This window comes from Labrys sp. ALF-8, assembly GCF_059699065.1.
In genome coordinates, this window is sequence record NZ_AP048537.1 from 3,819,338 (window position 1) to 3,843,191 (window position 23,854).

The following is a 23,854-nucleotide window of genomic DNA, read 5'->3' on the forward strand; positions in this document are numbered from 1 at the left end:
CCGGAGAGCTTGCGTCCAAAGCCGCGACACGACGGAAAGAAGCTCCCTTTTTGTCATGCCTCGGCTTCGTCCCGGGCATCCAGGCACACTTTCCGCCGTATTGGCGCTTCTCGATTGCCGGGGCAGGCCCGGCGATGACAGAAGTCGAGGCCCCGGGAGAGCCTGGCCGGGCCCCTTCGGATCATCCTTACTTCGTCGTCTCGCCGTATAGCACCACGTCCTGGGTGGGGCCGAGAATGAAGTTCTTTACGTTGCCGCGCTCGGCGGTCTGCTTGATCTCCTGGAACATGATGATGAAGGGCCCTTCGTTCATCACCGTCTTCTGGAGATCCTTGTAGTCCTGCTCGCGCTTGGCGAGATCGGGTTCCTCGACCGCCGCTTCCGTCATCTTGCTGATCTCGGGGATGAGCCAGGAGTTGCGCCAGGCCAATGGTTTGGTCGGCGGATTGTCGGAGTTGTCGGTGTTGCGGGCGAAACTGTCGGCGTTAGTGTGGGGATCCATGTAGTCCGGTCCCCAATAGACCAGCAGCATCTGGTGCTGCCGGGCGCGATATTTGGTGAGCAAGGTCTTCTGTTCGGCCGGAAGGATCGTCACCTTCACGCCGCCCTGGGCCATGCTTGCCTGGATCGACTGTGCGATGTTGATATAGGGCGACGAATTGGCCGCGTCGAGGGTCAGCTCCAGGCCGTTGGGATAGCCGGCTTCGGTGAGGAGCGCCTTCGCCTTGGCGGGATCGAAGGTGTACTGCTTCTCGTCGAGCGAGGCCCAGAAGCCGGAGGGCCAGAAGGTCTGGTGCACCTGGTCCTGGCCCTTCAGGAAGGAATTGACCATGCCGTCATAGTCGACGAGGTAGTGCAGCGCCTGGCGCACGCGCACGTCGTCAAGCGGTTTGTGGGCGACGTTCAGCCCGACATAGTGCAGCGTCGCCTGCGGCGATATCGAAATGGTGACGTCCTTGTTGCCGGAAAGGCCGGCGACCTGGTCCGGCGTGAGGTCGCGGACGATATCCGCATCGCCCTTCTCGATCATCAGGCGCTGGGAGGCCGGCTCCGGCACGTGGCGGATGACCACGCGCTTCAGGGGTGGCGCGCCCTCCCGGTAATTCGGATTGGCATCGAGGACGACGCTCTCGTTGGCTTGCCAGGAGCGCAGGGAGAAGGCGCCCCCGCCGGCGGAATGCGCCTTCAGCCAGCCATTGCCGAGATCTCCGCCCTGGTCGTGCTGCATCACCGTCTGCTTCTCCACCACCGACCCCACGATGGAGGAGAGCAGCGAGAGCACCAGTGAAGGCGAATATTTCGGCACGATCGTGATCTGGAGGGTCGAGGCGTCGACCGCCTTCACCATCTGGTCGACATTGTCCTTGGTCCAGCCGAGCTGGGAGATCAGGAAGGCAGGCGTCTTGTCGAGCTTGATGACGCGCTGGAGCGAAAAGGCCGCATCATCGGCCGTGATCGGATCGCCCGAGGCGAATTTCGCGCCCGCACGGAGCTTGAAGGTGAAAGTCTTGCCGTCGTCGTTGACCGTCCAGCTCTCGGCGACGCCGGGCACGATCTTGGTGGGATCCTTCGCGTCGATGCGCACGATGCGGTCGTAGATGTTGGCGTCGACCTCGATACCCGACAATTCATAGGCCTCCGCCGGATCGAGGCTGATCATGTCGTCGATGTTCTTGGCCATCACGAGCGTGTTGGCCGGCGTGGCCGCGAAGGCTGAGGTGGCCATGAGCATGGTCGTCATGGCAGCAACGGCGAGTCCTGGTCTGAAGTGCAGCATGCTCGGTTCCCCTTAGGTGACGTTCTTGTCCGATGATTGCATCACAGTGCGTTTTCCTGTGGAATGCAAGGCGCAGCATCGGAGCGCCCCTCAGCGATCGGCATTCCCGGAGACTGCCCCGACCCGCCTTCGCATCAGGCTGCGCTGGTCCTCCGATATCCCTTGCTGAGGGCGATCAGGTCGCGTGTGTAAGTTTCGCGCGCCTGGCCTTTTCTCAGGGCCTCCACATCGAGAATTTCCAGGAGACGGCCGCCTCGCATGACACCGACGCGTGCGCACAGATGGGCCACCACGGCGAGATCGTGACTGACCAGGATGGAGGTCAGGCCCCGTTCGGCCCGCAGCCGCGACAGGAGATTGAGGATCTCGGCCTGGACCGAGACGTCGAGGGCGGAGGTGGGCTCGTCCAGCAGCAGGATGGCCGGTGACAGGATGAGGGCGCGGGCGATGGCAACGCGCTGGCGCTGTCCGCCGGAGAGCTGATGCGGGAAACGGTAGCGGTATTGCGGGGAGAGGTCGACGGCGGCCAGAGCCTCCGCGATGCGACGTTCCGGCCGGTCGAGCCCCTGGATCTCCAGTGGTTCGCGCAACTGCCTGTCCACTGTCTGGCGCGGATGCAGCGACGCGTAGGGATCCTGGAAGACGAGTTGCTGCATGCGGCGGTCGGCGGGACTGCGCCGGAGCGGCAAGATCCGGTCCTCGATGGCGATGCTGCCGGCCGAGGCGGCCACCAGTCCGGCGATCGCGCGCAGCACCGTGGACTTGCCCGAGCCGGATTCGCCGACGATGCCGAAGCTCTCGCCCGCCGCGACGGTGAAGGTTACGTCACGCACCGCGGTCGTCACGCCGCCCGCGACGCGGAAAGCCACGGAGAGGCCGGCGACCTCGATCATGCCGCGCGCCTGCGTCATGCGAGCCACGCCGGATCGCGCTGGACGACGCTCAACTGTGCCCGGGGACGGGCGAGGTCGGGCACGGAAGCGAGGAGGGCCTGCGTGTAGGGATGCCTCGCGGAAGCCAGGTCCTTGGCATCGAGCGTTTCCAGCACCCTGCCGCCATACATCACCAGCACCCTGTCGCAGAAGCTTGAGACGACGGCGAGGTTGTGACTGATGAAGATGAGGCCCATGCCTCGCTCGGACACCAGGCGGTCGAGAATGGCGAGGACGCTGTTCTGCACGCTGACGTCGAGGGCCGAGGTCGCCTCGTCTGCGATGAGGATTTCGGGCTCGGCGACCAGCATCATGGCGATCATGACCCGCTGACCCATTCCGCCCGAAAGCTGGTGGGGATAGAGGTCGAGCACGCGCTCGGGATCCCGGATCTGCACGGCCTCCAGCATGTCGAGCGCCCGCCGACGCGCCTCGCCCGCGGAGGAGCGCCGATGCAGGCGATAGGCCTCCGCGATCTGCCGGCCGACGCGCATGATCGGATTGAGCGAATATTTGGGATCCTGCATGATCATGGCCATCCGGCTGCCGCGAATGTCCCGCCAGCCGCTGCGCGAGAGATTCCGCAGGTCCTGCCCCTGCAGGGCGATACGGTCGGCGGTGACGACGGCTGGCGGCCCAAGGAGGCCGAGGAGGGCGCGCCCGGTGGTCGACTTGCCCGAACCCGATTCACCGACGATGCCGAGGCGTTCCCGGCCGAGCACGAAGTCGACGCCGCGCACGGCCGGGACAATCCGGCCGTGCGCAGGAAAGCTGACGGAGAGGTTCCGTACCTCCAGGAGGGGCGCGCCAGTCATGGTGCTCATGCTAGGTGCTCCTGGGATCGAAGACATCGCGCAGTCCGTCCCCGAGCAGGTTGAAGCCGAGGCTGACGACGAAGATCGCGAGGCCGGGAATGGTCGCGACCCACCACTGATCGAGCACGAGGCTGCGGCCGGAGGCTACCATGGCTCCCCATTCGGCGGCCGGTGGCTGGGCGCCGAGGCCCAGGAAGCCGAGGCCTGCGGCGATGATGATGATGCCGGCCATATCGAGGGTGAGCCGGACGATCACGGACGACAGGCAGAGCGGAACGACATGGCGGAGGAGGATGCGGGCTGTCGAACCGCCTTGCAGCCGGATTGCGGCAATGAAATCCGAGCGGGCGATGGAGGCGGTTTCCGCGCGGGCGAGCCGCGCATAGGGAGGCCAGGCCGTCAACGAGATGGCGATGACCGCATTGACGATGCCCGGCCCGAGCGCCGCCGCGAAGGCAAGCGCGAGCACGAGGCTCGGAAAGGCGAGGAAGATATCGGTGATGCGCATCAGCACGGTGTCGACGATACCGCCCATGAAGCCCGAGACGGTCCCGACCAGGAGCCCGAGGGGTACGACGATGACGGCCACCAGCGCCACGATGGTCAATGTCACGCGCGCGCCGTAGACGGTGCGTGCGAAGATGTCGCGTCCAAGTTCGTCCGTGCCGAACCAGTGCGCTGCGCCGGGTGGGGCAAGGCGGCCGGCAAGGTTCTGCGCGATGGGCGAAACGTCCCAGGCGATGAGTGGGGCGAACAGCGCCACCAGGACCAGCACCACGACGACGGCGAGGCCGGTGCAGGCGAGGGGATTGCGGACCAGAGCGGCGAGCACGCGCCAAAGTCCGCCAAGCCGGGCCTGCAGGGGGGAGGCCGGGGATTCTGCGGTGAGCCAGGCATGCCAGCCCGGCCGCGCCTGGTTTGCGGACAGGTTGTTCATGTTCCCCTCAGGCGCGGGTCGACCAGTTTGTAGAGGAAATCGCAGGTCAGGTTGATAGCGATGAACATCGTGCCGACCACGATGGTACCGCCAAGGACTGCGTTCATGTCGGCGTTGAAGAGAGACTGGGTGATATAGAGGCCGAGTCCCGGCCAGGCGAACACGGTCTCTGTCAGCACCGCGCCTTCGAGCAGCGTGGCGTAGCTGAGGCCGACCACGGTGATGAGAGGCACGAGGATGTTGGGGAAGGCATGGCGCCAGACGGCACCCCAATAGGAGCGGCCCTTCACCTGGGCGACCGTGACATATTCCTGGCTGATCTGCGAGATCATGAAGCTACGTGTCATGCGGGCGATATAGGCCAGCGATAGGTAGCCGAGGATGGCGCCTGGCAGCACGAGATGCTGGGCGGCGCTCCAGAACGTGTCCCACTCGCCTGCGAGCGCGCTGTCGACGAGTACGAAGCCGGTGACCGGCTCGACCATCCCTTCAAAAGCGACGTCGATCCGGCCCGGTCCGGCCACCCAGCCGAGCTTGCCGTAGAACAGGCCAAGCCCGACCAGGCCGAGCCAGAATACCGGCATCGAATAGCCGAACAGCCCGACGATGCGCACGATGTGGTCGGGCCAGCGTCCGCGTGTCGCTCCTGCGATCACGCCGGCCGGCACGCCGAGGAGGACACCGATCGCGGTGGCGACGGTCGCGAGCTCGATGGTGGCCGGAAAGAAGTGCAGAAGGTCCGAGAGCACGGGGTTGGAAGTGATCACGGAGGTGCCGAGGTCACCGTGGAGGACCTTGTCCAGATAGATCAGAAACTGTTCGGGAATGGGTTTGTCGAGACCCATGGCAAGGCGCGTCCTGTCGTAGATGTCGCGTGTTGCGTGGTCGCCGACCACGGCGAGCACCGGATCGGTAGGGATGAAGCGACCGATGCAGAAGGTGACGAGGCTGAGGCCGAGCAGGCTCAGCACCACCGAGGAGACGAAGGACAGGAAGGAGCGAAGGAGGCGGTAGGCCAGGCTGTGCGCGACGAAGGACTGGTCGCCGGGCGGCGTATCCACGGTGCCGGAAGTCGTCTGGCTCATGCCTGCTGAACGTCCCTCGGGCTGGAGGTTTCCGACATGTCCGATCGCCTTCCGATCACACCGCGGGTGTGGAGCGCATCTTCGAATGCTGCGCCGGCAAACTCAAGGGGAGATGCAGGGGCAAGGCCGCATCACAGCCAGTTCTTCCAACGAAAGATGAAATAGGGCGCGATCGCGACAACGATCATCAGGACGAGTGCCATCGGGTAGCCATGCGCCCATTTGAGTTCGGGCATGTACTCGAAATTCATGCCGTAGACCGAGGCCACGAGGGTTGGCGGCATGAAGATCACCGCCATGACCGAGAACAGCTTGATGATGTTGTTCTGCTCGAGATTGACGAGACCCAGCGTCGCGTCGAGCAGGAACTGGATCTTGTTGGTCTGGAAAGTGGCATGTTCCTCGAGCGACTGCAGGTCGCGCAAGGTGCTCTTCACCTCTTCGCGCAATTCCGCCGGGACATGCGCCGCCTTGAGGCTGGCGGACAGGGACAGGAGGACCCGCTCGATGGAGACGAGGCTCTCGCGGGATTTCGAGATGAGATCGCCATGCCGCCCGAGGGCCCGGAGGGTGTTCTGCAACGTCGACGTCCGGTCGCTGCCCTTGGCCTGTTCCTTGAACACGGCCCGCGAAACCTTGTCGAGTTCTTCGCCCGAGGCCTGCAGCACTTCCGCCGCCCGGTCGATGATGGTGTCGATCAGTCCGGCCATGATCCCTTCGGCATTGTTGCCGCAGCCGCCGGGCTTCGATGCATGGCCGATATAGGTTGTGAACGCCTTGAGGTCGTCGTAGCGCACGGTCACCAGGGTAGAGTTGGTGAGGATGAAGGTCACCGCCGTGATCTCCGGCTCCGGCCCGCTCACCCGCAGCAGGCGCGCCGTCATGTAGCGTGCGCCGTTCTCCGACCACAGCAGTTCGGAGGGCTCGATATCGTCCATGTCCTCGCGCGTGGGCACGGAAATGCCGAGGAGGGCCTCCACCTGCTCATCCTCCTCCCTGGTCGGGTCGAGCAGGTCGATCCACTGCACACCCGCGGGCAATGTCTCGCCTGGCCGCACGTCGTGGGAGACCAGCTTGTCGTTGCTGTCGGGGCAGAGGCGGTGGTGGAGAATCATGACGTCGGTTCCGTCGGGCGGCGCGGGAATGGATAATCGAGCATCTAGCGCTTCACCAAGACATTGTCATTGCCGTGGGCGGGAACCTCTGGAAGACCGCGGGCCTGCCCGGACGGCTACCCCTCCAGCTCTTCCCGCAGCATTTCCAGCGTCAGCCATTCCTCCTCCGTCCTGGCCTTGTCGGCCTCGACGGCGGCGAGTTCCTGGCTGAGCTGCGCGAATTTCTTCGAATCCTTGGCGAACAGGGTCGGATCGGCCAGGCGCTCATGCAGGGCAGCGGCCTTGGCGGCGAGCTGGTCGATCTTGGCCGGCAACGTTTCGAGGGCGTGCTTCTCCTTGAAGGAGAGCTTGCGCCTGGCGGCCCGCTCCTGCGAGACAGGAGCCGGCGTAGTCTCCTTCGGCGTATCCGTCTTTTCCGCCGTCCTGCGGGCGACGCCGCTGCCGCGCTGGGCCGTCATGTCGGAATAGCCGCCGGCATATTCGGTCCACCGCCCGTCTCCCTCGCTCATCAGCACCGATGTGGCGACGCGGTCGAGGAAGTCGCGGTCATGGCTGATGACGATGACGGTGCCCCGGTAGTCGCCGATCATCTCCTGCAGGAGATCGAGGGTTTCGAGGTCGAGGTCGTTGGTGGGTTCGTCCAGCACCAGCAGGTTCGAAGGCTTGGCCAGCGCGCGGGCAAGCATCAGCCGACCGCGCTCGCCACCCGACAAAACAGAGACGGGAGTGCGGGCCTGTTCCGGGGAGAACAGGAAGTCGCGCATGTAACCCACGACATGCTTGCGCTCGCCGCCGACCTCGACATAGTCGGATCCGCCGCCGGTCAGGGTTTCGGAAAGGGTGGCACCCGGATCGAGGCTTTCGCGGCGCTGGTCCAGGGTGACCATCTGAAGACTGGCGCCGAGCTTCACCGTGCCGCTGTCGGGCGGGATCAGGCCCGTGAGCACGTTGAGCAGGGTGGTCTTTCCAGCCCCGTTCGGGCCGACGATGCCGACACGGTCCCCGCGGGCGATGCGGATCGAGAAATCCTTGACGATGGGCGGACCGCCCCAGCTCTTGTTGACGCCGGCCGCCTCGATGACGAGCTTGCCGCTCTCCTCGCCCTCCGTAAGCGTCATCTTCACCGTGCCGGTGACGCGGCGGGCATCGCGCCGCTCCTGGCGGAGCGCGGCGAGGTTGGCCATGCGGCGGACATTGCGCTTGCGCCGCGCGGTCACGCCGTAGCGCACCCAATGCTCCTCGGCGACGATCTTGCGGTCGAGCTTCTGGCGGTCGCGTTCTTCCTCCTCCAGCACCTGGTCGCGCCACTCCTCGAAAAAGGCGAAGCCGCGATCCATGCGCCTGGTCTTGCCCCGGTCTAGCCAGACGGTGGCGCGCGAGAGGTTCTCGAGGAAGCGCCGGTCATGGCTGATCAGCACCAGGGCGGAGCGTAATGTCCCGATCTCCTTTTCGAGCCATTCGATCACCGGAAGATCGAGATGGTTAGTGGGCTCGTCGAGGAGTAGAATATCAGGCTCCGGCGCCAAGACGCGGGCGAGGGCGGCGCGGCGGCCTTCGCCGCCCGAAAGGGTGGCCGGATCTTCCTGGCCGGTAAGGCCGAGTTCGTCGAGAAGGTAGGCGGCTCGATAGGGATCGTCTCCCGGGCCGAGACCCGCCTCGACATAGGCGAGGGTCGTGGCGAATCCGGTGAAGTCGGGCTCCTGCGGCAGGTAGCGTACCGTGGCACCGGGATGCACGAAGCGCTCGCCCTTGTCGGCTTCGATCAGGCCGGCAGCGATCTTCAGCAGGGTAGACTTGCCCGAGCCGTTGCGGCCGACCAGGCAGAGACGTTCGCCGGGAGCGATGGAAAGGTCTGCGCCCTCGAGTGTGGGAGTGCCGCCGAAGGTCAGGTGGATGTCGCGCAGGAACAGCAGGGGAGGAGCCATGGGCGCCTTGTGACCGGGGGCGAGGGGCGGGTCAAGTCTTCCGTGAGCCCCATCTGTGTTTCAGCGCACGGTCCCGCGCAGCTGCAGGGAGTAGATGAAGCCATCATGAACGAAGTCGCGTTCACGGGAACGCGATATAAAGAAATTCGGAACGTTGCAGCAAAGGCACAGCCGAATACGTCGGTCTTGCTTATTGTATGCGTCGGTTTTTCCGATCCCAGTAGGATGTGTAATGTCATCTCTTTCTCGCCGCGCCTTCCTCATGGGCGCTTCGCTTACCGGCCTTGGCCTGAGCTTGGCCAGCTGCGTGACCGATTCCGCCTCCATCAAGCCGGTCGTGGTGGCTTCGAGCGATCCGGCGACCCTGCCGGCGATGCCTGCGGAGGGGCGGCCAACGGACGACGTCAGGCAGCCGGATCAGCCACTGAATCCCGATGGCACCTTTGACTACAAGGTGATCTACGGACAGACGACCGACGGCAAATTCGTCGTGCCGGCCGTCGACACCAAGCGGATCGGCGCCGCCTTCCTGCGCGCCGAGGTGGATTACGACACGGATCAGCCGGCGGGCACGGTCATCGTCGATCCCAAGGCCCACTATCTCTACTACGTCATGGGTGGTGGCCGGGCGATGCGCTACGGCGTCGGCGTGGGCAAGCAGGGCTTCGGCTGGTCCGGCACCGCCGAGGTCCATTTCAAGCGCGAATGGCCCGATTGGTATCCGCCCAAGGAGATGATTGCCCGCCGGCCCGATCTGCGGCCCACCCTCACCAAGCTCCAGAGCGGCATTGGCATGCAGGGCGGTCCGCGCAACCCGATCACCGGACGCGCGATGTATCTGTGGCAGGACAACAAGGATACGCTTTTCCGTATCCACGGCACCAACGAGCCCTACAGCATCGGGCACAACGCCTCCTCGGGCTGCATCCGCATGATCGTCCAGGATGTCATCGATCTTTATCAGCGCGTCCCGCTGGGTGGCCGCGTGATCGTCCTCGGGCCCGGTCAGGCCTCGGCGTAAGGCCGCAACGCAAGAGTTTGAACAGGAAGGCCGGGCGGAAGTCCGGCCTTTCTTGCTTGTGGGGCCTGCCCGTAACGGGCGGGCGCGACCATCTTGTGGTACGTACATCATAACGGCGTTGCGCTGCCTCCAAGGATTTGACATGGTGAGGCAAGCCAGGGAACGGATCGGATAAATGTTCCCGGGCTGGAGATCGTGTGTCGCCCGTGCGCGACGGCAGGTCCTGGCCTTGAGGCATTATCGCAGGAGACGCAGCCATGGCGGCCACCATCAAGGGACCGGCGATCTTTCTCGCCCAGTTTGCGGGCGACGCGGCCCCCTTCAATTCACTGGATTCCATTTGCGGCTGGGCCGCTTCCCTCGGCTACAAGGGTGTGCAGATCCCGACCTGGGACGGGCGCCTGTTCGACCTGAAGAAGGCCGCCGAATCCCAGACCTATTGCGACGAAGTGGCCGGCATCGCCCGCAAGCACGGTCTTGCCATCACCGAATTGTCGACCCATCTGCAGGGCCAGCTCGTAGCCGTGCATCCGGCCTATGACTCGGCCTTCGATGCCTTCGCCCCCGCGGAACTGCACGGCAAGCCCAGGGAGAGGCAGGCTTGGGCGGTGCAGCAGCTCACATATGCCGCCACCGCCTCGCGCCATCTCGGCCTCGATGCCCACGTCACCTTTTCCGGCGCGCTTGCGTGGCCCTTCACCTATCCCTGGCCGCAGCGCCCGGCGGGATTGATCGAGGAGGCCTTTGCCGAACTCGCCAAACGCTGGAAGCCGATCCTGGATGCCTATGACGCGGTGGGCGTCGATGTTTGCTACGAGATCCATCCGGGCGAGGATCTGTTCGACGGAGCCACGTTCGAGCTCTTCGTCGACCGCCTGAAAGGCCACAAGCGAGCCAATATCAACTACGACCCTTCGCACTTCGTGCTTCAGCAGCTCGATTATCTCGCCTTCATCGATATCTATCACGAGCGGATCAAGGCCTTTCACGTGAAGGATGCCGAGTTCAATCCCACCGGCCGACAGGGGGTCTATTCCGGTTACGCTTCCTGGACGGAGCGGGCAGGGCGTTTCCGCTCGCTCGGTGATGGTCAGGTGGATTTCTCCGGCATCTTCTCCAAGCTCGCCCAGTACGATTACGATTCCTGGGCCGTGCTCGAATGGGAATGCTGCCTTAAGCATCCGGAAGATGGTGCCGCCGAAGGCGCTCCCTTCATCGAGAGCCACATTATCCGGGTCACGGAAAAGGCGTTCGATGATTTCGCCGGTGGCAGTACGGATCGCAAGGCGGTGCGCCGGCTCTTGGGGCTGCGGTAATCGAAGCCCAGCGGCGACCTGACCTTTGTCATCATCGGCCTTGTTCCGGCGATCCAGGGCAGCGGCGGGATGGCCGGGACAGGGCCGGGCATGACATAGTCCGTGCCGCTGCCGGGATACCGCCGCTCGCGGGCAGGCCGTCAACACGGACCGATAAAAAGAGGAAACATTCAAATGTCGATCGAAGGCCGTTCGGATAGCAAGACAGGTGGGCGTGTGCGCTACGGCATGGTCGGCGGCGGGGAAGGCGCCTTCATCGGCGCCGTGCACCGGCTTGCTGCCCGCATGGACGACGACTACGTCTTCGTGGCGGGTGCGCTCTCCTCCACGCCTGAAAAGGCGCTGCGCTCGGGCGAGGCACTCGGGCTCGATCCCGCCCGCATCTATCCCGATTTCCAGACCATGGCGCAAAAGGAGAAACGGCGGAAGGACGGCATCGAGGCCGTTTCCATCGTTACGCCCAACCATATGCACGCGCCGGCGGCCGAAGCCTTCATCAGGGCGGGCATCCATATCATCTGCGACAAGCCGGTCACCACAACGCTCAAGGATGCGCTGAAGCTCAAGAAACTCGCGGAGGAGAAGGGCGTCATCTTCGCCGTGACGCACAACTACACCGGCTACCCGCTCATCCGCGCTGCGCGCGAGATGGTGAAGGCGGGTGACCTAGGCGAGATCCGGCTGATCCAGGTGGAATATCCGCAGGACTGGCTCACCACCAATATCGAGCAGACCGGCCAGAAGCAGGCCGACTGGCGCACCGATCCCACGCGCTCGGGCGCGGGCGGCTCGATCGGCGACATCGGCACCCATGCCTTCAACCTGGCCCAGTTCGTCGGGGGGCTGGAGGTTTCCCAGCTCCTGGCCGAACTCACAACCTTCGTGCCCGGACGCGCGCTCGACGATAACGTACAGGTGCTCCTGCGCTACGCGAACGGTGCCCGTGGCGCGCTCTGGGCCAGCCAGGTGGCACCCGGCAACGAGAACGGCCTGATGCTGCGCGTCTACGGCTCGAAGGCCGGCCTCTCCTGGCGTCAGGACAATCCGAACTATCTCTATTTCAGCCCGCATGGCGAGCCGACCCGTATCCTCACGCGCGGGTCGGGCGCTGCCGGCGAGGCGGCCGGGCGGGTGACGCGCATACCGCCGGGCCATCCGGAGGGCTATCTCGAAGGTTTCGCCAACATCTACACTGAGATCGCCCGGGCGATTAAGGCCGCTCGCAATGGCGGCAAACCCGGTCCCGAGGTGACCTTCCCCGGCATCGACGACGGTATCGCGGGCATGGCCTTCATCGAGGCGGCGGTGAAATCGTCGAAGAAGGGCGGAGTGTGGGTGAACTGGTGAGCGCTTCCTGGGACGGCGGGCGTCTCGCCTGCTCTTGAATGCGCCTTGCCTGCAAGCAAGGGAGAAGCAGGCGAGACGCCTGCCGCCCCGGGAGCGACTCACCGCTCCATCAGCAGCTTCACCTTGCCCGCGATCCCCTCGCGGAATGCGAGCACGCAGATGACGAACACGGCACCCTGGGCCACCGTGACCCAGGAGCCGAGACCGGCGAGATAGGTTTCCATCGCCACCACCAGCAGGGCGCCGAGCATGGGGCCGAAGAGCGTGCCGGTGCCGCCGACGAGCGCCATCAGCACCACTTCGCCGGACATGGTCCAGTGCACGTCGGTGAGCGAGGCGAGCTGGAAGACGATGGTCTTGGTGGCGCCGGCAAGGCCGGCGAGCGTCGCCGACAGGGTGAACATCAAGAGCTTGAAGCGCTCGGCGTCGTAGCCCAGCGAAAGCGCGCGGGGCTCGTTATCGCGGATCGCCTTCATCACCTGGCCGAAGGGCGAATGCACGACGCGGTGGATGACGAAGAGGCCGAGCAGCACGATCACCGCAACCACGACATAGAGCGTCATGTCGTCTGAAAGATCGAACAGGCCGAACAGCTTGCCGCGGGGCACGGCCTGGATGCCGTCCTCGCCGCCCGTGAAGGATGCCTGGAGGGCGTAGAAATAGACCATCTGCGCCATGGCGAGTGTGATCATGGCGAAGTAGATGCCCTGGCGGCGGATAGCCAGGGCGCCGATGACGAGGCCCAGCAGGCCCGATATCGCAGCGCCGCAGAGAATGGCGACTTCGGGCGTCAGTCCCCACTCCTTGGCGGCATGGGCGCACACATAGCTCGCCATGCCGAAGAAGGCGGCGTGCCCGAAGGACAGGAGCCCGCCATAGCCGAGCAGCAGGTTGAAGGCACAAGCGAACAGGCCGAAGCAGAGCACCTTCATCACGAAGATGGGATAGGCCACGAAGGGCGCCACCACGATCAGGCCGACCAGCAGGAGGGTCGCCATCCTTTCGGTCGTCAGGATCCGGCCCGGGGCGGGGGAGGAGGCCTGGTTGCGATCCGACATCAGGAAGCCCTCCCGAACAGGCCGGCCGGCCGCACCAGCAGCACGATCGCCATGACGACGAATACCACCGTCGAGGAGGCGGGCTGATAATAGGTCTTGGTGATGCCCTCGATAACGCCGAGGCCGAAGCCGGTGACGACGGAACCGAGAATCGATCCCATGCCGCCGATCACCACGACCGCGAAGACGACGATAATGATGTCGGCCCCCATGTTGGGATTGACGTTGTTGATCGGCGCAGACAGCACGCCGGCGAGGGCCGCGAGCCCGACGCCGAACGCGTAGGTCAGCATCATCAGGCGGGGGACGTTGATGCCGAAGGCTTCCACGAGCTTGGGGTTCTCGGTGGCGGCGCGCAGATAGGCGCCCAGTCTGGTCTTCTCGATCACCAGCCAGGTGGCAAGGCAGATGGCGAGCGAAAACACGATGACGAAGACCCGGTATTTCGGGAGGATCATGAAGCCGAGGCTGACCGGTCCGGCAAGCGCCTGGGGGATGGCGTAGGGCAACCCCGAGACGCCGTAGTAGTTGCGGAACAGGCCCTGGATGATCAGGGCCAGCCCGAAGGTGAGCAGCAAGCCGTAGAGATGGTCGAGCTGGTAGAGCCGGGCGATGAAGGCGCGTTCGATGAGGATGCCGAACAGGCCGACGATGACGGGGGCCAGGATCAGGGCCGGCCAATAGCCGATGCCGGCATAGTTCAACAGCATCCAGGCCGCGAAGGCGCCCATCATGTAGAGGGCGCCATGCGCGAAGTTGATGATGTTGAGCAGGCCGAAGATGATGGCCAGGCCGAGACTCAGCATCGCGTAGAAGGAGCCGTTGATCAGGCCCAGCACGAGTTGGCCGAGCAAGGCCTGCAGAGGAACGCCGAATATCATCGTCACGGTGGGATCTGCCTGCTGCTGGATTTGTCCTGACTCGATCTGAAAGGCCTTAGGCCGCCCCTCACTTCAGCGCGCAGCCGGACTCGGCGACGGTCTGAAAGGCTTCCGCGGCAGGAATGGTGGCGAGGAGGTTGTAGTAGTCCCACGCCCCCTTCGATTCCTCCGGTTTCTTGACCTGGAAGAGATACATGTCGTGGGTCACACGCCCGTTGGGCAGCACCTGGCCCTTGCCGAAGAGCGGATCGTCGGTCGGCGTCGCCTTCATCTGCGCCATAACCTTGCCGGCGTCCTTGCCCTTGGCTGCCTCGATGGCCTTCAGGTAGTGCAGCACGCCGGCATAGACGCCCGCATGAACCATGGTCGGCATCTTGCCGCCGCTCTTCTCGGCGAAACGCTTGGCGAAGGCACGGGTGCCGTCGTTGAGGTCCCAGTAGAAGGCTTCCGTCAGCACGAGGCCCTGGGCTGCCTGAAGGCCGAGGGCATTCACGTCGCTGATGAAGATAAGCAGGCCGGCAAGGTTCTGTCCGCCCTGGGTGATCCCGAATTCGGAGGCCTGCTTGATGGCGTTGACGGTATCGCCACCGGCATTGGCGAGGCCGATCACCTTGGCTCCCGAAGACTGCGCCTGGAGCAGGAAGGAGGAGAAGTCGGAATTGGGGAAGGGCGCCTTGATCGAGCCGACCACCTTGCCCCCGGCGGCCTTGACGATGGCGGATGCATTGTCCTCGAGCGACTTGCCGAAGGCATAATCGGCGGTGATGAAGAACCAGCTGTCGCCGCCGCGCTTGACCATGGCGCCGGCAGTGCCTTTGGCGAGGGCGTAGGTGTCGTAGGTCCACAGGAGCGTATTGGGCGAGCACTGCTTGCCGACCAGGTCGGTCGAGCCCGCGCCGGAATCGATGAAGATCTTGTTCTTTTCCTTGGTCACCTGGCTCACGGCGAGCGCCACCGAGGATGTCGGCACGTCAAAAATGGCGTCGACGCCATCCTGGTCGTACCACTGCCTGGCAATGCCGGCGCCTACGTCGGGCTTGTTCTGATGGTCGGCCGAGACGATCTCGACCTTGATGCCCTTGTCGGCGGCTTTGAAGTCTTCGACCGCCATCCGCGCAGCGATCACTGAGCCCTCGCCGGAAAGGTCGGCGTAGACGCCCGATCGGTCGTTCAGTACACCGATCTTGACGGAGATGTCGTCGGCCTGGGCGCCGCCGAAGCACGCGCCGACCATTACGGCCGCCAGCAGTAACTGCCTGAATTTCATCGAATATCCTCCCATTCCCTCGTCCCGGAAAGTTACACGCCGAGGTAGGCGTGCAGCTTGTCGATATTGGCCTCCAGCGTGGCATTGGGGATCATGTCGATCACCTTGCCCTGTTCGACCACGTAGTGGCGGTCGGCCACGGTGGAAGCGAAACGGAAATTCTGCTCGACCAGGACGATGGTGAAGCCGCGTTCCTTGAGCTTCACGATAGTATGGCCGATCTGTTCGACGATGACCGGGGCGAGGCCTTCCGTGGGCTCGTCGAGCAGGAGAAGGTCGGCGCCCGTGCGCAGGATGCGACCGATCGCCAGCATCTGCTGTTCGCCACCCGAAAGCTTGGTGCCCTGGCTGGTCAGGCGCTGCTTGAGATTGGGGAAGAGGCTGTAGATCTCCGCCACCGGCAATCCGCCCGGCTTCACCACCGGCGGCAGCATCAGGTTCTCCTCCACCGAAAGGCTGGCGAAGATGCCGCGCTCCTCCGGACAGTAGCCGATGCCGAGCCGCGCGATCTGGCGCGAGGGCAGGCGGATGGTCTCCTGGCCACCGAAGCGGATGGACCCCTGGCGCTTGGCCATCACGCCGATGATCGACTTCATCGTGGTGGTCTTGCCGGCGCCGTTGCGCCCGAGCAGCGTGACGACCTCTCCCTGGTTCACGTCGAAGTCGATGCCGTGCAGGACATGGGATTCGCCGTACCAGGCTTCGAGGCCCCGCACGCTGAGAAAGGGATCAGGCATGGCCGCTCCCGATATAGGCCTCGACCACGCGCGGATCGCTGGACACGGTGTCGTAGTCTCCCTCCGCCAGCACCTTTCCTCGCGCCAGCACCGTGATCCTGTCGGACAAAGTGGCGACGACCGAGAGATTGTGCTCCACCATCAGGATGGTGCGGCTGCTGGCGATGCGCCGGATGAGTTCGGTGGTGCGCTCCACATCCTCATGCCCCATGCCGGCCATCGGTTCGTCCAGCAGCAGCATCTCAGGATCGAGCGCCAGGGTGGTGGCAAGCTCGAGCGCACGCTTGCGACCGTAGGAAAGCTCGCGGGCCGGGACGCCCAGGAAGGCCGGGAGACCCACGCTCTCCGCAAGCGCGGCTGCTTCCTCGTTGAGCGAATCGAGCGTGCGCTGGGAACGCCAGAAATCATAGGAGTGGCCGCGCCTGCGCTGGAGCGCGATACGGATGTTGTCCCGCACGCTCATCTGGCCGAACACGGCCGAGATCTGGAACGAGCGCACCAGGCCGAGCCTCGCCACGGCCGCGGGCTTCATGCCCGTGATGTCCTGTCCCTTGTAGGTGATGCGCCCGCCCGAGGGCGTGAGGAAGCTGGTGAGAAGATTGAAGCAGGTCGTCTTGCCGGCGCCGTTCGGCCCGATCAGCGCATGGACTGTACCGCGCTTGACGGTAAGGGCGACATCGTCGACCGCGCGAAAGCCCCTAAAATCCTTCGTCAGGCCTTCGGTTTGCAGGATTGCATCTGCCGCCATGAACCGAACCGTCTTTCCTGCCCGCGTAATTCATTGTTTTGCTTTAGCTTGTCGTTCCCCGCAGGGTTCGTCAATGGCGATGTCGCGTCAAATGTGACGCAAAGTTAGGCAGCTCATTAGGGCCTGTAGGGCACCAAAATATGACAGGCCATGCTGCCGGAGAAGCGCGCACGCCGGGCCGACCCCCGATGTCCTGAACACCTGCCCACACCCCGTGCCGTACCGCTTTCTCTTGCATTGTTTAGCGATAGGTGGAAAGCTAAACAAATCGTGCGCGGGGCAATGGCATGACCCTGTCACCGGGAGTCGCGGAATGGGCCGGGCGATGGATCAGCAGGCGAAAGAACAGCTTATTCACGCCGTCGCCACCGCAATATTCGACCACGCCGAGGAACTCACGGCCCTCGACCAGGCAATCGGCGATGGCGATCACGGCATCAACCTCAAGCGCGGGTTCGAAGCCGTGGTGGCAGAACTGCCGGGTCTTGCGACCAAGCCATGGCCGGATCTGTTCAAGGCGGCTGGCATGGCGATGGTCATGAAGGTGGGCGGCGCCTCCGGGCCGCTCTTCGGCACATTCTTCCTGGAGTTCGGCAAGACCATCGGCGCCGAGCCCGATCACGCCGCCGTCGTCTCCGCCTTTTCCCGGGCGATCGAAGCGGTGAAGTCCCGTGGGCGGTCCGAAGCCGGGCAGAAGACGCTGCTCGACGTGCTTGTTCCCGTCGGGATCGTGATGTCGGATGGCGGCGATGCACAGGCCATCAAGGCCGAGGCGATCGCCTCGGCGGAGCGAACCGTTCCCCTCAAGGCAATTCGCGGCCGAGCATCCTTCCTGGGGGAGCGGTCGATCGGACATATGGATCCGGGAGCGCGTTCCTCCTCGCTTATCATCGTCGCCGCCGTCGATGCGCTCAAGAACCAGGGTCTCCTGCAATGACTGTGAGTATCGTGATCGTTTCCCACTCGCCCAAGGTCGCCGAGGGTGCAGCAGACATGGTGCGCCAGATGGTCGGCGAGACGGTCGGGCTCGCCTGGACGGGCGGGGATCCGGGTGGGGGCCTCGGCACCGACGTCGCCAAAATCGTTGCCGCGATCGATAGCGTCTGGTCGGCGGAGGGCGTTGCCGTCCTCGTGGATCTCGGAGGTGCGGAGACCAATGCGGAGATGGCGATCGAACAGCTCGACGAACACAAGCGTGACCTCGTGGTCATCTGCAATGCACCGGTCGTGGAGGGAGCCGTGATTGCGGCCACCGAAGCTTCCGGCGGCTCCTCCCTCGCCGCAGTTCGCGACGCGGCCGAAGATCTCTACGGTTAAGGCCCGACCCATGCTCGACCTGAACAGAACTTTGACAGGCAAGGCCTTGCTGACCAATGCGATAGGCCTCCATGCGCGCCCCAGCGTGAAACTCACCCAACTCGCCAAGCGTTTCCAGTCCAGGATCGAGCTTGCTCTCGTGGAGGCGGGACCGTGGATCGACGCGAAGAGCCCGGTGAAGGTGATGCGGGCGCGAGCGCCGAAGGGCACTACTCTCTACTTCAGCGTCTGCGGGCCGGATGACGAGGAAGCTCTCGCCGCAATGCTGGCACTGGTCGAAGATAAGTTCGGGGAGGAGTGAGATGCTGGTCGGGGGGCTCGGCAGATGATCGAAAGGCGGCTCACGGGACGTTCCGCTTCGCCCGGGCTTGCCGCAGGCCCCGTCTTCGTGATCGGCCGACCGGTGCCGCAGCGCGCACCCGCCTTGCTCGACGAGGACGGCGAGGCAGCCCTGCGGCAGGCCATCGATGCAGCCCTCACGGATCTTGTCGCTCTGGTGGAAAAGGTGGACGGGGAGGGGGCCGACATCATCGGCTTCCAGATCGCCATGCTCGAGGACGAGGCCCTCTCGGAGGGTGCCTTCGACGCCATAGCCGCAGGCGTGCCGCCAACACACGCCTGGCGTTCGGCGCTCGATGCGGAGATCCTCGATTACGAACACAGCGAGGACCCCTATTTCCAGGCCCGAGGCGTCGACCTGGCCGATATCAGGGACCGAGTGCTCGCCCATCTCACCGGTGCTGCCGGCCCGGGCCAGGTGCCGCCGGGCTCGATTCTCATCGGGGAGGATATTGCCCCATCCCTTTTCCTGTCGACCGACTGGAGCAAGGGAGGCGGTGTCGCGCTCGCCAGCGGCTCCCCCTCGTCGCACGTCGCCATGCTCGCCCGCAGCCGCGGAATTCCCATGGTGACAGGGCTCGGCACGCTGGGAACGGCGGAGCAGGCGATCGTGGACGGCGAGGCGGGAGCGGTGACCTTCGACCCCAAACCGCAGACACTGGCGGCCCTCGCCCCGACCCTGGCGGCGAAGGGCCAAGCCGACGCGCATGCCGAGACCTTGCAGGCCAAGCCTGTCTTTCTTGCCGACGGCACGCCCATCGAGGTCATGATCAACGTTGCCTCGCCCGCCGATCTCAAGGGGCATGCTCCCGAGATCTGCGACGGCATCGGCCTGGTCCGCACCGAATTCCTGTTCGAGCCCGGCCATCCCCTGCCCGACGAGGAAGCTCAATACGCCGCCTACACGGCCATCGCCGCCTGGGCGGACGGGCGTCCGGTGACCTTCCGCACCCTCGATGCCGGGGGAGACAAGCCGGTGGAGGGGCTGACGGAGGCCAGCGAGTCCAATCCCTTCCTGGGGCTGCGGGGGTTGAGGCTCTCCCTTGCCCGGCCGGAGACCTTCCGTGTCCAGCTCAGGGCGCTCGTCCGCGTGGCGCTCCATCACGACATCCGCATCATGTTGCCGATGGTCACGGTTCCGGCCGAATTCGCCGAGGCGTCCGCTCTGCTGGACGAGGTGGTGGCCGGCCTCATCGGCGAAGGCACGCCCTGCCGCCGCCCGCTCCTGGGCATGATGGTGGAGGTTCCCGCCGCCGCTCTCGGTGCGTTGCGTTTTGCCGCGGACTTCTACTCCATCGGGTCCAATGACCTCACCCAGTATACGATGGCGGCCGCGCGGGACATTTCGGCGGTGGCCGCCCTCAACGATGCCGGCGATCCCGCCGTGCTCGAACTGATGGGGCGTGCGGTCGGCGCCGGCCGGATACGCAAGGTGCCGGTCTCGATCTGCGGCGACGCGGCGGCCGAGATTCGGCTTGTTCCCCAGCTTCTCGGCCTTGGACTGACCTGCCTATCGGTCCCCCCGGCCTTCGTCGGCCGGGTGAAGGCGGCAATCGAGAGTTTTGCGAATGTCTGACGCGAAGGAAAACAGCGCCCGCTCCATCGCCGCCTACAAGCTGATGCTGAGGCGCGCGCTCGACAACCGTCCATCGGGAACACGCCTGAAGCTGGCGGCGGCGCTCGGCACCAACCGCTCCTTCATCTCGCAGATCACCAATCCCGGCTATCCGATCCCGATCCCGGCGCAGCATCTCGACGTGATCTGCGAGGTCTGCCGCCTGGCGCCGGCCGAGAAGGCGGAGTTCCTCGAAGCCTATCGCGCAGCCCATCCCGGACGGGCCGCGGGGCAGAACCGCCAGGCACAGAGCCGCAACCTGACGCTGACATTGCCCGACCTCGGCGACGAGCGCCGCAACCAGGCGATGGAGAGAGCCATCCTCGATTTCGCGGCGAGCCTGGTCCACTATACCCGCGAGCTGGACCGCAGGTCCAAGAGCGATGGCGGCGCGGCGGCCGCCGACCTCGAAACACCCCAGGCCAATCAATAAGCAGGCGGCGCGACGGCGACTAGGCCGGCTGGAACCGCGAAGGGAAGGAATGCTCGATGAAGAAGCTCATCAATGCCGTCGACGACGTGCTTGCCCAGAGTCTTGACGGTTTTGCCGCGGTGCATGCCGACATCGTCACGCTCGGCGAGGAGCGCAAGTTCGTGCGCAGGCGGCAAATCCGGCCCGGCAAGGTCAGCCTGATTTCCGGCGGCGGCTCGGGGCATGAACCGCTGCATGCCGGTTTTGTCGGCGTGGGCATGCTCGACGCCGCGTGCCCGGGGCAGGTTTTCACCTCGCCGACGCCCGACCAGATGCTGGCGGCGGCCGAGGCCGCCGACGGTGGGGCCGGCATCCTCTATATCGTCAAGAACTACGAGGGCGACGTGATGAACTTCGCCATGGCGGCGGAGATGGCGTCCGGGGCAGTGGAGAGCCTCGTCCTCGACGACGACGTGGCGGTGGAGAACTCCACCTGGACGACGGGCCGCCGCGGCGTGGCTGGTACGCTGCTCGTCGAGAAGATGCTGGGCGCGGCAGCCGAACGCGGCGATTCACTCGCCGATCTCAAGGCTCTCGGCGAGCGCATCAACGGGCACACGCGTTCGATGGGCGTGGCGTTGACGTCCTGCACCGTGCCAGCTGCCGGCAAGCCGACCTTCACGCTCGGCGAGGACGAGATGGAGATGGGCGTGGGGATTCATGGCGAGCCTGGCCGGCGCCGCGTGAAGCTTGCCTCGGCCGATGCCATCGTCGACGAGATGTTGGGAGCGATCGTCGGCGACCTTTCCCTCGGAGGTCCAGCCGAGGTGCTGCTGTTCGTCAACGGCTTCGGCGGCACGCCGCTGATGGAACTCTATCTGATGCAGGATCGAGCCCGCAAATGGCTTGATGCCAGGGGCATCAAGACGGCACGTTCGCTGACGGGATCCTTCGTGACATCGCTGGACATGGCCGGTTGCTCGCTGACGGTGTCCATCCTGGACGACCAGGCGAAGGCCCTCTGGGATGCGCCGGTGCACACGCCTGCGCTGCGGTGGGGGATGTGAGGCCGCAAATCCCGTCGCTGGAATGACGCCCCGGTTCGAACCGAGAATGAAATGCGCTAGAGCAAAGCGCGTCTAGGTAGAAACGCCGCTTTTCTCTAACTCTTTGTTTTTCGACGCGTCTTTGCGTTTTGCCGATTCCGTCAAAACACAAAACGCTCTAGCGGCCCAGGTTCACGCTCGCTGCGATCAGCATGTCGGCGACATCGGCCACCGAGCCAGCCGGGCCTGCTTCGTGGAAGATCTGGCCGCTGATGAAGGCGCCCTCGATCAGAAGCAGCAGGCCATCCGCCAACAGGCCGGGATCCCGCGCTTCCATCTGCCGCGCCATCCCCTCCAGGCGGTTGCGGAGCGCCTGCTTGCCACTCTCGGCAACCAGCCGGGCGGGGTTGTCCTTTTCCGGATATTCGACGGCCGCGTTGCTCAGGCCGCAGCCGCGATAGCCGGCGTTCGTCGCCCGTTCGCCCAGGCCAGTGAGATAATTGCGCAAATGCCGGCGTGGATCGTTCTCGAAGCCGATACCGGCTTCCTCGAAGCGCTCCCAGAACTCGTCGTCGTAGTCTTTCGCGTAGGCGGCGGCGAGATCGTCCTTGGACCCGAAGCAGCGATAGAGCGTCGGCTTTGTAACGCCGGCCTTGGACACGATGGTATCCACACCTACCGCTCGGATGCCTTCCTTGTAGAAGAGCTCGCGCGCGGTCCGGCGGATACGTTCCCGAGCCCGCACCGGCGGTGCTGACTCCAGATTTGCGGAATCGACCATAAGCCTCTTTCCTTTTACGAGGCGCAATGTTACAGACCGGTACGTACCTAGTCAAACATTTCTCGCATCCCAGGCCATCTCATGCAGACAGCAAGCCGCAGGCCTTTCGGCCAGAACTATGCCTTCGTGGTCATCGGGGTGATCTTCCTCTCCCTGCTCGTCGCCGCCGGCGTGCGTGCGGCTCCCGGCCTGCTGATACAGCCGCTGCACCGGGACTTCGGCTGGAGCGTCGACATCATATCCTTGTCGGGCGCCATCGGCATACTCCTCTACGGCCTGGTCGGTCCTTTCGGCGCCGCCCTGATGAACAGGCTAGGGGTGCGCCAGGTGCTCGTGGCGGCGCTCATCCTCATGGCGGCGTCGATCGGGGTCAGCCTGCTGATGACACAATCCTGGCACCTTGTGGCGACCTGGGGCGTTCTGTCCGGCCTTGGGTCAGGCTGCGTCGCGATGGTGCTTGGCGCCACGGTGGTCAATCGCTGGTTCACGACCAATCGCGGTTTGATGATGGGCCTGCTGTCGGCCAGCGCCGCCACCGGCACGCTGATCTTCCAGCCCGGCCTTGCCAAGCTTGGCGAGATCGGCGGCTGGCCATGGATGGTCGCCGCTGTGGCGCTCGGCTGCGCGGCGCTGGTTCCGCTTGCACTCTTCCTGGTTCCCAACCAGCCCAGCGACATCGGCCAGCGGCCCTACGGCGCCGATTCGGCCACGCCCATCGCCCCGGTTCCCGTGCGCGAAGGCCTGATCGACGCCTCCCTCGGCGCGCTGGCCCGCGCCTCCAGGACCCGCACCTTCTGGTATCTCTTCGCCACCTTCTTCATCTGCGGCTTCACCACAAACGGGCTGGTGGGCATGCACCTCGTCTCCTTCTGTGCCGACATGGGGATCCCCGAAGTGCAGGCGGCCAGCCTCATGGCAATGATGGGAATCTTCGACCTGTTCGGCACCACCTTCTCCGGCTGGCTGACCGACCGCTTCGATCCGCGCAAGCTTCTCTTCTTCTATTACGGCCTGCGCGGCCTTGCCCTCATCTATCTGCCCTTCAGCGGCTTCAACCTCTACACGCTTACGATCTTCGGCGTCTTCTACGGTCTTGACTGGATCGCCACCGTGCCGCCGACCCTGAGGCTCACGAACGAGGCTTTCGGGGATCGGGACGCCCCGGTGGTGTTCGGCTGGATCGCGGCGGGCCACCAGATCGGCGCCGCCAGCGCCGCAGCCCTGGCCGGCTATCTGCGCGTGATGCAGGGAAGCTATGTGGAGGCTTTCGTGATCTCCGGTCTCACCGGCATCGTGGCCGCCCTGATCGCGCTGCTGATCGCGCGCCGCCGGGTGGAACCGGAACCGGCCATCGCCTAATCGAGAAGCGCCTCGACGAAAAGG

General features: G+C 64.9%; 23 protein-coding genes. 10 read left to right on the forward strand and 13 right to left on the reverse strand.

Translation table 11 applies throughout. The annotated features are described in order from the left end of the window. Nucleotides 1–187: 187 nt before the first annotated feature. The 7 genes from AC6H34_RS17475 to AC6H34_RS17505 form a co-directional block, all read right to left on the reverse strand. Complete coding sequence (locus tag AC6H34_RS17475; protein ID WP_497539565.1) at nt 188–1,777, reverse strand: ABC transporter substrate-binding protein; 1,590 nt, start codon at nt 1,775–1,777, stop codon at nt 188–190. A gap of 134 nt (nt 1,778–1,911) precedes the next feature. Beyond that, nucleotides 1,912–2,688 (reverse strand): ABC transporter ATP-binding protein, encoded by a 777-nt coding sequence (locus AC6H34_RS17480; RefSeq protein WP_497539566.1) that lies wholly within the window; start codon nt 2,686–2,688, stop codon nt 1,912–1,914. Next, nucleotides 2,685–3,533: an ABC transporter ATP-binding protein gene (locus tag AC6H34_RS17485; protein WP_497539567.1), complete on the reverse strand. Its 849-nt coding sequence runs from the start codon at nt 3,531–3,533 to the stop codon at nt 2,685–2,687. The genes AC6H34_RS17480 and AC6H34_RS17485 overlap by 4 nt, the downstream gene beginning before the upstream one ends. Before the next feature lies 1 nt (nt 3,534). Next, a complete protein-coding gene (locus AC6H34_RS17490; protein ID WP_497539568.1) occupies nt 3,535–4,461 on the reverse strand; it encodes an ABC transporter permease in 927 nt (308 codons plus the stop codon). Continuing rightward, on the reverse strand, nt 4,458–5,546 hold the full coding sequence (locus AC6H34_RS17495; protein WP_448148640.1) for an ABC transporter permease: 1,089 nt from the start codon (nt 5,544–5,546) through the stop codon (nt 4,458–4,460). The genes AC6H34_RS17490 and AC6H34_RS17495 overlap by 4 nt, the downstream gene beginning before the upstream one ends. A 131-nt stretch (nt 5,547–5,677) precedes the next feature. Further along, nucleotides 5,678–6,661 (reverse strand): magnesium/cobalt transporter CorA, encoded by a 984-nt coding sequence (gene corA / locus AC6H34_RS17500; protein ID WP_497539569.1) that lies wholly within the window; start codon nt 6,659–6,661, stop codon nt 5,678–5,680. Nucleotides 6,662–6,777: 116 nt separating this feature from the next. After that, the gene (locus AC6H34_RS17505) at nt 6,778–8,586 is read right to left on the reverse strand and encodes an ABC-F family ATP-binding cassette domain-containing protein (RefSeq protein ID WP_497539570.1); all 1,809 of its coding nucleotides are present in this window, start codon (nt 8,584–8,586) and stop codon (nt 6,778–6,780) included. Nucleotides 8,587–8,818: 232 nt separating this feature from the next. On the opposite strand from AC6H34_RS17505, the gene AC6H34_RS17510 reads away from it, so the two are divergent. The 3 genes from AC6H34_RS17510 (at nt 8,819) to AC6H34_RS17520 (ending at nt 12,270) form a co-directional block, all read left to right on the forward strand. After that, nucleotides 8,819–9,607, forward strand: coding sequence for a L,D-transpeptidase (locus tag AC6H34_RS17510; RefSeq protein WP_497539571.1), 789 nt, complete (start codon nt 8,819–8,821; stop codon nt 9,605–9,607). A 257-nt stretch (nt 9,608–9,864) separates the two neighbouring features. Next, complete coding sequence (locus AC6H34_RS17515) at nt 9,865–10,923, forward strand: sugar phosphate isomerase/epimerase family protein (protein ID WP_497539572.1); 1,059 nt, start codon at nt 9,865–9,867, stop codon at nt 10,921–10,923. Nucleotides 10,924–11,097: 174 nt separating this feature from the next. Beyond that, on the forward strand, nt 11,098–12,270 hold the full coding sequence (locus AC6H34_RS17520) for a Gfo/Idh/MocA family protein (protein ID WP_497539573.1): 1,173 nt from the start codon (nt 11,098–11,100) through the stop codon (nt 12,268–12,270). Between the two features lie 98 nt (nt 12,271–12,368). On the opposite strand, the gene AC6H34_RS17525 is transcribed toward AC6H34_RS17520, so the two are convergent. From AC6H34_RS17525 to AC6H34_RS17545, 5 genes are all read right to left on the reverse strand, one after another. Continuing rightward, nucleotides 12,369–13,328: a branched-chain amino acid ABC transporter permease gene (locus tag AC6H34_RS17525; RefSeq protein ID WP_497539574.1), complete on the reverse strand. Its 960-nt coding sequence runs from the start codon at nt 13,326–13,328 to the stop codon at nt 12,369–12,371. Further along, nucleotides 13,328–14,209: a branched-chain amino acid ABC transporter permease gene (locus tag AC6H34_RS17530; RefSeq protein ID WP_448151323.1), complete on the reverse strand. Its 882-nt coding sequence runs from the start codon at nt 14,207–14,209 to the stop codon at nt 13,328–13,330. Before AC6H34_RS17530 ends, AC6H34_RS17525 begins: the two co-directional genes overlap by 1 nt. A 67-nt stretch (nt 14,210–14,276) precedes the next feature. Continuing rightward, nucleotides 14,277–15,476 (reverse strand): ABC transporter substrate-binding protein, encoded by a 1,200-nt coding sequence (locus tag AC6H34_RS17535; protein WP_497539575.1) that lies wholly within the window; start codon nt 15,474–15,476, stop codon nt 14,277–14,279. Between the two features lie 32 nt (nt 15,477–15,508). Next, nucleotides 15,509–16,213 (reverse strand): ABC transporter ATP-binding protein, encoded by a 705-nt coding sequence (locus tag AC6H34_RS17540; RefSeq protein WP_448148632.1) that lies wholly within the window; start codon nt 16,211–16,213, stop codon nt 15,509–15,511. Next, nucleotides 16,206–16,961 carry an ABC transporter ATP-binding protein gene (locus tag AC6H34_RS17545; protein WP_497539576.1) on the reverse strand — a complete coding sequence of 252 codons (756 nt, stop codon included), beginning with the start codon at nt 16,959–16,961 and terminating at the stop codon, nt 16,206–16,208. Before AC6H34_RS17545 ends, AC6H34_RS17540 begins: the two co-directional genes overlap by 8 nt. 325 nt (nt 16,962–17,286) lie before the next feature. Between AC6H34_RS17545 and dhaL the strand changes: the two genes are divergently transcribed. From dhaL to dhaK, 6 genes are read left to right on the forward strand one after another with little or no spacing between them, the layout of a single operon-like run. Then, nucleotides 17,287–17,898 carry a dihydroxyacetone kinase subunit DhaL gene (gene dhaL, locus AC6H34_RS17550; RefSeq protein ID WP_448151322.1) on the forward strand — a complete coding sequence of 204 codons (612 nt, stop codon included), beginning with the start codon at nt 17,287–17,289 and terminating at the stop codon, nt 17,896–17,898. Beyond that, a complete protein-coding gene (gene dhaM, locus AC6H34_RS17555) occupies nt 17,895–18,278 on the forward strand; it encodes a dihydroxyacetone kinase phosphoryl donor subunit DhaM (RefSeq protein ID WP_448148630.1) in 384 nt (127 codons plus the stop codon). The genes dhaL and dhaM overlap by 4 nt, the downstream gene beginning before the upstream one ends. 10 nt (nt 18,279–18,288) lie before the next feature. Further along, a complete protein-coding gene (locus AC6H34_RS17560; protein ID WP_448148629.1) occupies nt 18,289–18,579 on the forward strand; it encodes an HPr family phosphocarrier protein in 291 nt (96 codons plus the stop codon). Nucleotides 18,580–18,603: 24 nt separating this feature from the next. Continuing rightward, nucleotides 18,604–20,193: a putative PEP-binding protein gene (locus AC6H34_RS17565; protein ID WP_497539577.1), complete on the forward strand. Its 1,590-nt coding sequence runs from the start codon at nt 18,604–18,606 to the stop codon at nt 20,191–20,193. Further along, on the forward strand, nt 20,186–20,665 hold the full coding sequence (locus AC6H34_RS17570; RefSeq protein ID WP_497539578.1) for a hypothetical protein: 480 nt from the start codon (nt 20,186–20,188) through the stop codon (nt 20,663–20,665). The genes AC6H34_RS17565 and AC6H34_RS17570 overlap by 8 nt, the downstream gene beginning before the upstream one ends. A 56-nt stretch (nt 20,666–20,721) precedes the next feature. Next, nucleotides 20,722–21,711, forward strand: a complete 990-nt coding sequence (dhaK, locus tag AC6H34_RS17575) for a dihydroxyacetone kinase subunit DhaK (protein ID WP_497539579.1) — start codon at nt 20,722–20,724, stop codon at nt 21,709–21,711. Between the two features lie 157 nt (nt 21,712–21,868). Here the strand turns inward: dhaK and AC6H34_RS17580 are convergent, their stop codons facing one another. After that, entirely contained in the window at nt 21,869–22,471 is a 603-nt protein-coding gene (locus AC6H34_RS17580) for a TetR/AcrR family transcriptional regulator (RefSeq protein ID WP_448148626.1), read from the reverse strand. Nucleotides 22,472–22,552: 81 nt separating this feature from the next. Between AC6H34_RS17580 and AC6H34_RS17585 the strand changes: the two genes are divergently transcribed. Then, on the forward strand, nt 22,553–23,830 hold the full coding sequence (locus tag AC6H34_RS17585; protein ID WP_497539580.1) for an MFS transporter: 1,278 nt from the start codon (nt 22,553–22,555) through the stop codon (nt 23,828–23,830). Nucleotides 23,831–23,854: the final 24 nt, after the last annotated feature.